This is a genomic window from Chitinophaga sp. HK235 (genome assembly GCF_018255755.1).
Lineage (GTDB): Bacteria > Bacteroidota > Bacteroidia > Chitinophagales > Chitinophagaceae > Chitinophaga.
Map to the genome: position 1 here is coordinate 7,376,743 of NZ_CP073766.1, position 14,516 is coordinate 7,391,258.

At 48.6% G+C, this 14,516-nt stretch carries 8 protein-coding genes; 7 read left to right on the forward strand and 1 reads right to left on the reverse strand.

What is annotated here, in order from left to right; all coding sequences use genetic code 11:
• Positions 1–149: 149 nt before the first annotated feature.
• The 3 genes from KD145_RS28365 to KD145_RS28375 are packed head-to-tail and all read left to right on the forward strand — an operon-like array spanning position 150 to position 5,607.
• A complete protein-coding gene (locus KD145_RS28365) occupies positions 150–3,521 on the forward strand; it encodes a TonB-dependent receptor (protein WP_212003173.1) in 3,372 nt (1,123 codons plus the stop codon).
• Between the two features lie 7 nt (positions 3,522–3,528).
• Positions 3,529–5,145, forward strand: a complete 1,617-nt coding sequence (locus KD145_RS28370) for a RagB/SusD family nutrient uptake outer membrane protein (protein WP_212003174.1) — start codon at positions 3,529–3,531, stop codon at positions 5,143–5,145.
• A gap of 27 nt (positions 5,146–5,172) precedes the next feature.
• On the forward strand, positions 5,173–5,607 hold the full coding sequence (locus KD145_RS28375) for a hypothetical protein (RefSeq protein ID WP_212003175.1): 435 nt from the start codon (positions 5,173–5,175) through the stop codon (positions 5,605–5,607).
• Positions 5,608–5,734: 127 nt separating this feature from the next.
• On the opposite strand, the gene KD145_RS28380 is transcribed toward KD145_RS28375, so the two are convergent.
• Complete coding sequence (locus KD145_RS28380; RefSeq protein WP_212003176.1) at positions 5,735–7,834, reverse strand: heavy metal translocating P-type ATPase; 2,100 nt, start codon at positions 7,832–7,834, stop codon at positions 5,735–5,737.
• Positions 7,835–8,047: 213 nt separating this feature from the next.
• Between KD145_RS28380 and KD145_RS28385 the strand changes: the two genes are divergently transcribed.
• From KD145_RS28385 to KD145_RS28400, 4 genes are all read left to right on the forward strand, one after another.
• Positions 8,048–8,929: an MBL fold metallo-hydrolase gene (locus KD145_RS28385; RefSeq protein WP_212003177.1), complete on the forward strand. Its 882-nt coding sequence runs from the start codon at positions 8,048–8,050 to the stop codon at positions 8,927–8,929.
• 89 nt (positions 8,930–9,018) lie between these two features.
• Positions 9,019–9,567 carry an RNA polymerase sigma-70 factor gene (locus KD145_RS28390; RefSeq protein ID WP_212003178.1) on the forward strand — a complete coding sequence of 183 codons (549 nt, stop codon included), beginning with the start codon at positions 9,019–9,021 and terminating at the stop codon, positions 9,565–9,567.
• A gap of 218 nt (positions 9,568–9,785) precedes the next feature.
• On the forward strand, positions 9,786–10,808 hold the full coding sequence (locus KD145_RS28395) for a FecR family protein (RefSeq protein ID WP_212003179.1): 1,023 nt from the start codon (positions 9,786–9,788) through the stop codon (positions 10,806–10,808).
• A 226-nt stretch (positions 10,809–11,034) separates the two neighbouring features.
• Complete coding sequence (locus tag KD145_RS28400) at positions 11,035–14,508, forward strand: TonB-dependent receptor (protein WP_212003180.1); 3,474 nt, start codon at positions 11,035–11,037, stop codon at positions 14,506–14,508.
• Positions 14,509–14,516: the final 8 nt, after the last annotated feature.

Below are 14,516 nucleotides of genomic sequence, written 5' to 3' on the forward strand. Positions count from 1 at the left end.
AGCCCAGGAGTGGTACCAGCACTCCTGAGCTAACACTGAATCGCCTGTTTACAGGTGATAACAGCTTTGCTTTGTCCCATTTAAAGGAAAATGAAACAATTAAAACTATGAAATTTCATTTACAATTTCTTTTAAGACTACATCCGGTTATGAAAATAACTTTAAGCCAACTGTTTCTTTCATTTGTATTGACGGGAGTGACCTATGCCGGCAGCACGAAAGGACAATCGGTACTGGACAAAACCGTGAACCTGTCTGCCCAAAGCAGTAGCCTGGAAGATATGCTGACAGCACTCGAACATATTGTGCCGGTAAAATTTGTATACAGCCGCAATATCGTGCCCGCCAGCAAACAGGTAACTATAGAAGGGCGCCAGTGGAAACTGGCATCGTTGCTCAATAAAATGCTGACACCGGAAGGCATCGGTTATGAAATATCCAACGGGATGATCGTATTATCCAGGCTAAAGCCAGGTGAGGTGCCACCTGTAGGTATGCCGGCCACAGCACCGCCAGGACCAGAACCCTTGACAGCAGTGCCACCAGGCCATATCATAAAAGGTACCGTTACCGATGCCAAAGGAGAAGGATTACCAGGTGTAGCCGTAATCCTGAAAGGCAGCAACAAAGGCGTGCTCACCGATCCTACCGGGCATTACCAGCTGGAAGTCCCTGATAACGCCGGTATCCTGGTGTTTAAACTGATCGGTTATGTAACACAGGAAGTGCCGGTGGCCGCGGCGGGTAATGTCCGCATCAAAATGGAACTGGCAGCCACCGATATGAATGAGATCGTGGTGGTAGGTTATGGTACCCAGAAAAAAACAAGCATCACCGGTGCCGTAGCCACCATAAATACCAAAGAACTGAAGCAGGCCCCTACCTCCAATCTGAGCAATGCCCTGGTAGGCCTGATGCCTGGCTTAATTGCACAGAATACTTCCGGTAAGCCCGGTGCAGGTTCCAGCATCTCTATCCGTGGTAAAAGCACCTGGGGCAACAATGATGCGCTGATCGTAGTAGACGGTGTAGTACGGCCTTTTGATCAGCTGGACCCTAATGAAGTGGAAAGTGTGACCATCCTCAAAGATGCCGCCGCAGCCGCCGTATACGGCGCCCGCGCGGCCAACGGAGTAGTGCTGGTAACCACCCGTCGCGGACATACTGGTAAGCCGAAGTTCAACTACTCCGGCTACGCAGGCGTACAACAACCTACCCGCTATCCTAAACTGATGTCGGCCTATGAATATGCGCAAACCAACAATGCCGCCCGTATCAATGCCGGCCAGGATCCCAGCAAACCGCAGTTTGCCCCGCTGTTCTATACAGCAGATCAAATGGCCGACTTCCGGAGCGGTAAAGTAGGTACCGACTGGTATGCCGCCTCTTTCCGCAAAACATCGATGCAAACACAACACAACCTCACCATCGACGGCGGCTCTGAAAATATCAAATACTTTTTCTCCGGCGGCTACCTGAGCCAGGATGGCATGTATAACAATATTTCGTATAACCGTTACAGTTTCCGATCCAACGTAGATGCAAGAATCAACAAAACCCTTACCATTACCGTAGACATCGATGGCCGTATCGGTAAAAACCGGAGCCCTGAATTTACCGATGCCACCATCTTCGGGCATGTGATCCGTCAGAAACCTGTTTTCAACGCCTATAACCCTGACGGCACACCGAAAAATACCACCGGTGAACATCCTGTGGAAGAAATCAACAGCAAAGGTTATATGCGCAATGAACTCAGCACTTTCTTCGGTACCATCAGCTTCAAACAAGACCTGAATGTCATCACCAAAGGACTGAATATTACCGGTAGATACAACTACAACAAAAACAATAATTTCAGAAAAGAATTCGATGTGCCGTACACCATGTACGATCTCGATGCCAGCGGTAAAGTGATTTCCACTAAAACAGTAGGTAAGAATCTCACTAAAACAGAGTTGTCACAAGCCATGGAACAAAACAGTGGTTCTACTGTAAACCTGGCACTTAACTATACACGCAACTTCGGAAGACATAACCTCAGCGGTCTGTTGTTGTATGAACAATTTACTTCTGTAGCAGATACCTTCAATGCTTATCGTACCAACTATCCCAGTATCCTCGTAGACCAGCTGGGTGCCGGTGGCGCCATCGACCGCAATAACGACGGATATGCCGCCGAAACAGGCCGCAGAAGTTATGTGGGCAGGGTTAGTTACGACTATGATGCGCGTTATCTGCTCGAGACTTCTTTCCGTTATGATGGTTCCGCCAACTTCCCGAAAGGACGCCGTTATGGCTTCTTTCCCGCAGTATCCGCCGGCTGGCGCATCTCAGAAGAAAACTTCTTTAAAAATTCCAATGCATTACGTTTCGTGGATAACCTGAAGCTGCGCGCTTCGTATGGTGTGCTCGGCAACGATAGAGTGCCCAACTTCCAGTATAATGACTACTATACTTTCGATAAACCAGCTGTATTCGACGGTAAGGTAGACCAGTCGGTTATCTACGGTCCTTATCCCAATCTCAACATCACCTGGGAAAAAGCAAAAACAACAGATATTGGTCTGGAAGCTTTGTTATTCAAAGGAAAGCTTGGATTTGAAGCAGACTATTTCTACAAACGTACTTCTGATATCCTGCGTCCGCGCACCGCCTCCGTACCCGGCACCTTCGGCCGACAGCTGCCGGATGAAAACTATGCTGTAGTAGACAATACCGGTTTTGAAGTATCCGTAAACCACCGCGGTAACATCGGAAAACTCAATTACTTCATCAAAGCCAACGGCTCTTATGCACACAACACCGTGATAGTACTGGATGAAGGAGACAATACGCCATTCTATAGAAAACGCAAGGGTAAACCTATCGACTACATCTACGGCCTTCGTTCAGATGGTTTGTTCCAGTCAGCCAAAGAGGTATACAATTCCCCGGTGCAATATGCCAAAAACACCGCGCAACCAGGCGATATCAAATACCTGGATCTGAACGGCGACGGCATGGTAGATGATTACGACATGACCGTTCTTTCTTACGATGGCTCCACGCCCAAAGTTATACTGGGCCTGTATATCAGCGCCGACTGGAAAGGCTTTGACCTCGGTATGCTTTTTCAGGGCGCCTTCAAAAGCAATATGATGCTCTCCGGTACCGGCCGCAATATGTTTGACAATGGTGGCAACTCCAACAGCTTCGCTTACCTGCTGGACTACTGGACCCCTGATAATCCCGGTGCCGCCTATCCGCGTGCTTACCTCGACCGTAATTCCAACAACGACCGTGATTCAGATTTCTGGCTGAAAAAAACGGGATATGTGCGCCTGAAATCCTTTGAACTGGGTTATACCATTCCCAAGCAGCTGTTGCGTGGCATAGAACGGTTACGCATATACGCTTCCGGCCTGAATGTATTCACCATCGACCAGTTCAAACTATTTGACCCGGAATCTACTGCAGGCAAAGGAAACTACTATCCTCAGCAAAAGAACTACAACATCGGTGTAAATCTAACCTTCTAATAACAGCATGATGAAACAGACGCTTTATATAACAGGATGCCTGCTGCTGACACTGGCATTTTTCTCCTGCTCAAATGTGCTGGAAAAAGAGAACCTCAACAGTGTAGACAAGGATGCCATCTGGACCGATCCTAATCTGGTAAGGCTTTTCCTGAATAACATTTATGCTAACAGGCCGGGCTTTGATAATGCGAACCCGCCTATTGTGGATAATATTTGTGATGAAACCAGGATAGGAGCCAGCACCGGCAATCCATTTAATATCCTGGCCGGCGTATGGACGCCTTCCTCCGGCTATTTTGATTACTGGGCTTATGATGATGTGCGCAAAGCGAATGAGTTTATAGAAGGGATACAACAGAAAGCCACCATCAGTGATGATCTGAAGAAGCAGTATCTGGGAGAAGCTAAATTTCTGCGCGCCATCACTTATTTCGACATGGTAAAACGATATGGCGGTGTACCGATTATTACTGCTCCGCAGAAGTTGACCGATGATCTGGCTGTTAAAAGAAATACAGTAGATGAATGTTATCAGTTTATTGTAAAGGAGTGTGAAGAGGCTGCAGTATTGTTGCCGGAAAAAGGAAAGACCGCCAGCGGCCGTGCTACCAAAGGCGCTGCCATGGCGCTGAAGGCCCGTGCTTTGTTATTCTGTGCCAGCCAGCTTTATAATACTACCAATGATAAAACAAAATGGGAAGCTGCAGCTAAGGCAGCACAGGACGTGATAGACCTGAAAGCTTATTCGTTGTATCCTGATGTGCGCCGGATCATGCTGGACAAAAGTAACCAGGAAGTGATCTTTGAAGTACAATACAGCAAGCCCGATAAGGAACATGGCTGGGATGCGCAAGCCAAACCACTGTCTATCGCCAATGGTATTGGTCCTAAACGTTGCCCTTTACAGGAACTCGTAGATGCGTTCCCGATGGCCAATGGAAAAAATATTTTTCAGGCGGGCTCCGGCTATGATCCCAACGACCCTTATACCGGCAGAGATAGAAGATTTTATGCGACTATCGTGTACAACGGCTCCGAATATTGCGGCAGAACGCAGTATACACATATCAAAGACAGTCTGAATGGCCTGGGCTTTAGTTTCTGTACCACCACCGGTTATTATCAGCGTAAAGGAGTAGATGAAACCAACAAGGGTTACAGCTCCGGAAAAGGCAGCGACCAGAACTGGATTGAAATAAGATATGCAGAGATATTACTCAGTTATGCAGAAGCAAGGAATGAAGCTTCCGGGCCTGACAATTCCGTACTGGGTGTGCTCAACGAATTACGCGCCCGCGCCGGTATTAATGTTCCGCTGGGAACAGACATACAGCAGGACTCCATGCGTAACCTGATCCGTAATGAAAGATATGTGGAGCTGTGTTATGAAATGAAACGTTATTGGGACCTGCGCCGATGGAAGATTGCAGACAGGCCCGATGTGCTGAATGGTCGTCGTTATACCGGTATGAAGATCACGCCCGCTGGCAATGGCTGGAAATACGAACGTATTGTGGTAGATCCGAAAAACAGTGTATTTACCCCCAACATGTACTATATGCCGATACCGTTCAATGAACTGTTAAAGAATGGTAATCTCACCCAGAATCCAGGCTGGTAATTATTCGTTCCAACAAAAAGATCAAAAATGAAATACATATCATATCTCGTTATACTCAGCATATTTTTTTTGTTCAGCGCCTGTTCCAAGGCTGATGATCAGCCTATAGGTGATAAAAGTGATCAGGCCTGGATACAGGACGTAGTAGTATACGATGCCACACAAACAGAGCTGACGGTGACTAAAGTGATACCCAAAATCATTACTGATCCGGTCACTAATATTGAAACGGCAGACACTACCGGCGGTAAGGTTACGCCCATCCCTATTATGATCACCGTAAAGGCAGGCGTGGATATTAAACAGCTGAACATCCGTTTTACATTGTCTTCACAATCGAAGTATGCGAAAGTAAGTCCGGTACTGGGACATATTGAGGATTTTACAGCTCCCAGGAATTATACCGTCACCTCTCAGAGCGGAAAGAACATAAACATTTATAATCTTCAAATAAAACAATAGTCCCAGGGCTTTAGCCCTGGGCTATATTGGATATGAGTAGACGGGGGTTTAGGAAATAATCTAAGGCTAATACTATTTAGTTCCCCTTGATTATTTTCTAAACCCCCGTACCAGACTATAAACAAATTTAGCCCAGGGCTTCAGCCCTGGGACCTTTATAGGCGAGCAATCGCAGCCCATTGAATACGACGATGAGTGTAGATCCTTCGTGGGCCATTACGGCGGGGCCTATGGAGGCGATGCCGGTGATGGTGAGGGGGATGAGTACGGCTACCATGCCGAGGCTGATCCAGAGGTTTTGTTTGATGATGCTGCTGGCGGTTCTGCTGAGGCCGATGGCGAATGGCAGGAGGGAGAGTTTGTCTCCCATGAGGGCGATGTCTGCTGTTTCCAGGGCTACGTCTGAGCCGGCGGCGCCCATGGCGATGCCGACGGTGCTGTTGGCCATGGCGGGGGCATCGTTAACGCCGTCGCCTACCATGGCGACTTTATGTTCGTCTTTGGCCAGTTTTTGTATAGCGGCTACTTTCTGTTCGGGCAGAAGGCTTCCCCAGGCGTCGGTGATGCCTATTTCGCGGGCTACGGCGTCGGCTACCTGCTGGTTGTCACCGGTGAGCATGATCATGCGCCGTATTCCGGTGTTTTTAAGCGCTTTAAGCGCCTCGGCTGCTTCGGCGCGGGGTGTGTCCATTACGGCGATGATACCCGCGTAAACGTCTCCTTTGCGCACAATCATGGTAGTATTGCCTGCACGTTCCAGTTCTTGTACACGGGTACGGAGTTCCTGGGAAGGCAGCTGGGTGTCGAGGGCCTCGAAAAGGGCGAGGTTGCCGATATATACCGGCTGTTGCTGCCAGGTAGCTTTGATACCTTTACCCAGTACGGCTTCGAGCTGCTGGGCTTCGGGTATGGACTGGTTGCCGAGTCGGGTTTTACCGTCCCTTACGATGGCTTTGGCCAGCGGGTGATCGCTGAGGGCTTCTACGGCTACAGCGGCCTGCAGCAGCTCGTTTTCGGAGAGGCCGTTCATCGGTATTACCTGGGTGAGTGTAGGTCTGCCTTCGGTGAGGGTGCCTGTTTTATCGAAGGCTACGGCCGTGAGGGTACCGAGGTCTTCCAGCGGACGGCCGCCTTTGATGAGCACACCCATGCGGGCAGCGCGGGCTACACCACTCAGTACTGCGCTGGGCGTGGAGATGGCCAGTGCACAAGGACTGGCAGCCACCAGTACAGCCATGGCACGGTAGAAGCTGGCGCCAAAAGATTCGTCGATGACGAGAAAGGCGAAACACAGGACTACTACCAGTGTGAGGACGGATGGTACGAAGATGCGCTGGAATTTATCTGTAAACTGCTGTGTGGGTGACTTCTGTGATTGTGCTTCATTCACCATTTTCACCAGCCTGGAAATGGTAGAGTCGCTGGCGGCCTGGCTGACCATCACTTCCAGGGAGCCGTTGCCGTTGATGGAACCGGAATACACTTTATAGCGGGCGTCGATGTTATCGTGCTGAAGGGCGGCAGCAGGGTTGTCTACCTGCATTTTATCTACCGGCACACTTTCTCCTGTGATAGGTGCCTGGTTAACACTGCTGGTACCTGCCACTACAATACCGTCGGCAGATATTTTGGTATTGGGCCTTACCACGATGATATCACCTGCTTTGAGGACGCTGGTGTCTACTTCGGTGGTGGTGCCGTTGGTTTTGAGCAGGGCTGTTTTAGGGGCCAGGCTGGCCAGTGCAGAGATAGATTTTCTGGCTTTATCCATCGCATAATGTTCAAGAGAGTGTCCGAGACTGAAGAGGAACAGCAGTAGCGCGCCTTCTTCCCATTTGCCCAGGATGGCGGCGCCTATTGCGGCTACCAGCATCAGGAAGTCTATTTCAAAGCCTCCTTTGGCAATGGTTTGGATGGCTTCTTTGGTGGTAAAGAAACCGCCGAAGAAATAAGCGCCCAGCAGGAGGGAAAGTGAGGCTGTCTGTGAAATGGCGATGGTGTTTCCCAGTAGCCAGGCGATTCCCAGCAACGTGCCGCAGAGCAGGCTGAAATACAGTTCGGTATTTTTACCAAAAATCATCATCGTGTGGGCGTGACCGTGATCACAACTCTGACCATGATCATGGCTATGTTTATGGTCCTGTTTTTCGCCCGGCTTATGCTGATGGTCGGGATGATGGGCCGGAACAGGTTTTCTGGCAGGTGTAACTGTATTATTTTCTTTCATAATCTCTTATTTAATGGGCATAAAAATCCTGTTGCACGTAGTATACGCACATCATATTTTAATGATGGTTGTTAAAGGAAAATCATCTGGGTATGCAGGATAGTAGTCATTATCTCCGCATGTCACAAAATTAAGTATTCCTCCAAAGCCAGCCCATTCTATTTTTACACCGTGGTTGCAAAAAACAGTGCTTTATATGCTTAGCTTTGTGTTATGAAAACGTTTACTATCACCGGCTATTCTACGGCCCTGTTTTCCACCTGGTATTTTATCGATGAACTGGGTATTTTGTTTGATGCAGGTGACGGGGTTACTTCCACTTTATTACAGAAAAGCAGAAAGATCCAGCATGTATTTCTTTCCCATGCAGACAGAGACCATATTACCGGTTTGCTGCAGCTGAATCAGCTGAATGCCCGCGATGGTTTGCCGGTGATCTGTTACCCCAGGGATGGCCAGTCATATCCGGCGCTGGAAGCTTTCACCAAAAAATTTGATCCGCATATTGCCACTACCGTATGGATGCCGGTTGCACCAGGTGATGAAATATGGATAAAGGATGATATTCTGGTGGTGCCATTACGTAATGAACATGTGCGTGCAGCACCTGATACGGTGCGCAGCCTCAGTTATAAGGTGATGCAGACAAAACGCAAGCTGCGTCCTGAATTGGTCGGACTTACAGAGGATGAGATTAAAACCATCAGCCGCGAAAGAGGAAGAGACGCTACCACCATGGAGGTACGTACCAATATCCTGAGTTATTCCGGTGATACGCCGGTGGCGAATCCCGAAACCTGGCAGGATACAGAGATATTGATCCATGAGGCGACTTTCCTGGGCGGCGAGGAGGTGATAGTTTCCGGTTCCTATCAAAACCTGCATAGCCGCCTGGAAGAAGTCATAGAGATGGTGAGTGCTACCCGTGTGCAGCAGCTGATACTGGGGCATTTTTCTTCCCGTTATTCAGCGGAAGAGATCGACCGGCGCCTGCGCCAGCTGTGTGAGCGTTATGCACTGAATATCCCTGTATTCCGTTTATTACCCGGACAAACGGTCAGGGATATACTCCATAGTCAGCCGATTAACCGGTAAAACCACTCATCCTTTTTTATTTAGAAAATAATTTAAAAACTAACTTAGTTTATTAAATTATTTTTATATTGTGCTACGCACGATGAAATATGAAGGAGCTGCTTTACCGTATACAATTTCACGATGACCAGCAGGCATTTAAAGCTTTTTATCAACAGCAGATGTTTCCGCTATATCAGTTTGCCCTGGCATTCCTGAAGCAGCATCAGCCCGCGGAAGAAGTGGTGAATGATGTTTTCGTCCGCCTGTGGCAGCGCAGAAATACCCTGCATGAAATAGAGAATATAAAAGTGTATCTCTATGTGGCGGTAAAACATGCTGCACTTAATCAGCAGCGTTCAGCCACCACCTTCACGGAAGCCGACCTTGATAATTTGCAGGTGCCACAGATCCGCTTTTGTGCCGGTGCAGAACAGCTGTTGCTCACACATGAGCTGCAAAGCGCGATAGCGGCGGCAGTCCGCCAGTTGCCTCCCAAATGCCGGCTTATTTTCAAACTGGTAAAAGAAGACGGTCTTTCCTACAAAGAAGTGGCGGGCATCCTCAATATCTCTCCCAAAACCGTAGATGCGCAATTAATTATTGCACTCAAAAAACTGACTACATCCCTGCAGCATTATTTATTGCCCCAGGGCTGAAGCCCTGGGCTATATTTGTTTATTGTTTAGACGGAGCTCTGGGATATAAATTGAAGCATTGGGTTATTGTTAGCTGAAGTCTTGCTAAAGAAGCATTAGCTGTTATAGCCCAGTGCATCAAACATAGCCCAGGGCTTTAGCCCTGGGATTTTTTTTAAAGCTTTTAGGGAATCCGCTTTTTTCTTGTGTCCTTCTCACAGGTACTATCTAACATTTCAATGAAAGCAGCAAGAATACTGGAGTTGATGGCACGAAAGGCCGGCAGGGCAGCGAGCAGGGAAGAACTGGAAGAGCTGGAGCTGCTGCTGGAAGAAAACCCGGATTACCGGTTTATGGAGACCGTGATCGATACAGCAGGCAATGATACCAGCGACACCGCCGTGGTAGCAGCTGGTTGGGAAAAAGTTGCGCAGTCACTGGACACACCAGTGGTGAGCATGCCATCGAGACGGCGCTACTGGTGGGCGGCCGCAGCGGTGTTACTGGCTGCCGCAGGCGCCGGCATCTGGAAACTCACCGGAAAGCATAAAGCGCCATCGCTGGCTTTACAGCAGATCAGTGCACCACTGGGTAGTACTATTAAGGCACTGTTGCCGGATGGTACGGAAGTATGGATCAATGCCGGCAGCAAAATCAGTTATGATCCCCGTTTCGATGGTACAACCCGCGACGTGACCGTAGCCGGAGAAGTATTTTTTGATGTGGCCAAAGATGATAACAAACCTTTTATCGTTCATTCAGAAAACCTCGCGATACAGGTGCTGGGCACCTCTTTTAATGTAAGAGCCTATGGCGACGACCAGAAAGCAGAAGTGGCCGTGATCTCCGGCAAGGTGCAGGTGATGATGTGCAATAGTCCGGAGAAAAAAGTAGTATTGCTGCCCCGCGAAAAACTGGTGCTGTCACTCGATAAAGTGGCCGCTCCCAAACAAAACGATAGTATACAACATGCCACGTTTAAAGTGCAGGAACTGGCCGACAGCAAAGATCCTGCAGTGGTGATGGAAACAGCCTGGTGCGACCATAAGCTGGCCTTTATGAATGAGACCTTTGCGGAAGTGGCGCGCAAAATGGAAAGACAGTTTAATGTCAACATAGTATTTGAAGACGAAGCACTGAAGCACGAAGTACTGAGCGGCGTATTTGAAAAAGAAGATATCAACAAGGCACTGCGACTATTGCAGATGACTACCGGATTCCACTATAGAATTGTAGCGCAACAGGTTTACCTGTCCAGATAAGCATAACATCAACATTTTATCAACTCAAAAATCACCTGTAATGAAAACACTGTTATTATACGCACGCGTTACCTGATCCATTCCCGGAGATGAGATAAGCCTCATCAGGTAAAGAAAAGGGAAGAGACCAGCTCTTCCCCAAAGGCTTATGTTGTATGTACGGGAGTAAGACAGCCTGAGAAACTACACTTACACCCTTCTTTACAAACCTTTCTAAAACAAATCTATGAAAAAAAGAAGATTTGGAGGGGCTTCCTATGCGCTCAGCCAGACAGTCAAACTATTCCTCATTATGAAGTTATGTTTTGTTGTGGTGTTGTTATCCTGTTTACATGCTTCAGCAACCGTTTTTTCGCAGGAAAAATTCACCTTCTTTTTTGTGAAGGCTGACGCAGACAAGATCTTCGCAAAGATCCAGCAGGAAAGCGACTATCGTTTTTTTTATAACTATGCGGCCATCCGTCAGCTGGGTAAGGTAGACCTGCAGGTAAAGGATGCTACCCTACCGGAGGTTATGCGGCGCTTACTGGACAGCACATCACTGGCTTACCGTATCGTAGACAACAACCTGGTGGTGATTGCACCCAAGTCAGAATCCGCTGCCGGCAAGGTTTCCGGTAAGGTGACCGATGAAAAAGGTACTCCGCTGATTGGTGTATCTGTAAAAGTAAAAGGTGGCAGTCAGGGTGCTGTGACAGACCTGGCCGGTGGTTTTACGTTGCAGGCCGATGCCGGTGCAGTACTGATAGTGAGCTATATGGGTTTTATCACACAGGAAGTGACTGTTAACAGTAATGAACCACTGCGTATCATCCTGAAAGAATCCACCAGCGGCCTGAATGAAGTAGTAGTGATTGGTTATGGCACCCAGCGTAAAAAAGATGTGACTGGTGCTATCAGCTCTGTGAACAGCAAAGACCTGCGCAACGTGCCGGTACGTAATGCGGCTGAAGCCCTGCAGGGCAAGGCCAGTGGTGTAATGGTGTCGCAAAGCAGCGGCAGCCCCGGATCTGCACCTGTAGTACGTATCCGTGGTATCGGCTCTATCAGTGGCAGCAACTCTCCGCTATATATCGTAGATGGATTACCACAGACAGATATCGGCTGGCTCAACCCCAATGATATTGAATCTATGGATATCCTGAAAGATGCCTCTACTGCAGCGATCTATGGCTCCAGAGGCTCCAACGGCGTAGTGATCATCACCACGCGTAAGGGCAGTCGCGATGATTCCAAAATGCATGTGACCCTCGATAGTTACACCGGCTGGCAGTCAGCCTGGAAACGGCCACACATGCTGAATGCAGAAGATTTTATCAAATACAAGATACGCGCTTACAGCGCCGATGGTGCACCGTTGCCCACAGATCTGGATACTCCTGAAAAAGTGGCTTCTGTACTGAAGTTTGTAAACGATAACACCGGGCCTAACGGTACCGACTGGTGGAAGGAAATCATTCAGCAGAATGCACCTATCCAGAGTTATAACGTAGGCGTGAGCGGTGCCGGCAAAAACTTGGTATATGCTTCCAGCGTCGGTTATATGAACCAGAAAGGTATTGTAAAAGGTTCTGACTACGAACGTATCTCCTGGCGCACCAATGTGAGCGCAGATGTTAGCTCCCGTGTGAAACTGACTACCAATATCGGCCTGATCTATGAAAGCCGCCGTAACGTGGATGAAAACAATCCTTTCAGCGGTACCATTTTCAGTGCTATGGCAGCAGATCCTATCACGCCTGTATACCGCAACAACCTGAAGAGCGTACCGGATTTCTATAACCGTATCATGACCGGTTATGAGGCCAACAATCCCTATTCCCAATACGCCGGCATCCTCTTTACCAACAAGCCCAACCCTGTGGCACAGGTAGAGCGCATGCAGCAAAGCGTATGGGAAGGTATTGCCATCAAAGGCGGTGCTGCGCTGGACGTGAAGATCATCGATCCGCTGACTTTCCGGAGTAACTTCGGACTGGACCTGGGCCGCGGTATCTCCAAAGGATTTTCACCTTCCTATTTCCTGAACTCTTTCGATTATGCCAACTATAACAGCGTGAGCAACAGTTCCAGCTGGAACAATTATTTCGTGTGGGAGAATACGCTGAACTTCGATAAAACCTATGGCAGGCATCATATCACTGCGCTGGCGGGTATTTCCGCGGAGCTGACCAAAGGCCTGACTTATGCCGCTTCCAAACAAAACATCGTGAATAACGATAAAGACATGCGCATCATTGATGCAGCCACCATGAACCCCGGCGCTTCCGGATATACTTATTCCAGCGCGTTGCAGTCGTTCTTTGGCCGTATCAACTACGTATATGCTGACCGTTATATTCTCGCTGCCAACGTGCGCCGGGATGGTAGTTCCAACTTCGGTGACGGCTACCGCTGGGGTACCTTTCCCTCTGCTTCCGCCGCCTGGCGTTTTACAGAAGAAGACTTCCTGAAGAATGCCAACCTGAAATGGCTGAACAGTGGTAAACTGAGGGCCAGCTACGGCGCTATCGGTAATCAGTATGTAGGAGGTGGTAGTGGATTATACCTGTCTTCCTATGGCAACACTTACCAGCGTTATGTGTTTGGTAATACCAGCACCGGCTTCCTGGGCGCAGAACGCAAAACCATGGCCAATCCTGGTCTGCAATGGGAGACTTCCAGACAAACCGATATCGCAATGGACCTGGGTCTGTTTAATGGTCTGCTCGATGTGACCGTAGATTATTTCAACAAAAAAGTAAGCAACATGCTGGTGGTGATGCCTTTGCCCACCACCATGGGATATCCGTCCAATCCGTTCTGGACCAATGCCGGCAGCATGGTTAACAAAGGCTGGGAAATATCGCTCGCCCATACACATCACTTTGGTGATTTCACCTATGGCGTACGTCTCAATGTATCTACTTTCCGCAATGAAGTGCTGAGCATGGGTGGTGGAGAACCGATCTATACTACAGCGCACCTGGGTGAAACGATTACCAAAACAGAAGTGGGTAAACCGGTAGGTTATTATTTCGGCTGGCTCACAGATGGTATCTTCCAGACACAGGATGAGGTGAATAAAAGTCCGCAGCGCCTGAGCTCCCGTCCTGGTGATCTGCGTTTTAAAGATATCAACGGTGTAGATGCCAATGGCAATATTGTACCCGGACCTGATGGTAAACTGGATGCTGCCGACCGTACCATGATCGGCAACCCCTGGCCCGATTTCGTATATGGGGTGAATATTAACATGAACTATAAACGTTTTGACCTGAGCATGTTCTGGCAAGGTTCTCAGGGTAACGACGTGATGAATATCCTGCGTTATGATACAGAATCCGGCACCGGCTGGTATAATGCACCGCAGGGCTTCCTGGAAAAAGCCTGGAACGGCCCCGGCTCTACCAACAAGTACTACCGTATCTCTTCCAACTCTGCCTTAAACAGCAGTGTGTCTGACTATTTCGTGGAAGATGGTTCCTACCTGCGTCTTAAGAATATACAGTTGGGTTACAACTTCCCGGAAAAATGGCTGCAAAGAGCACGTATACCACAGTTACGGTTATACGTAGGTGCGCAGAATCTGTTCACCTTCACCAAATACAGTGGCCTTGATCCGGAGATGGGCAATGATGATCCCAGGCTGATAGGGATAGATCAGGGATATTTCCCGCAGGCCCGCACTTTTATGATCGGGGTGAACGCTAAATTCTAACCATTAAC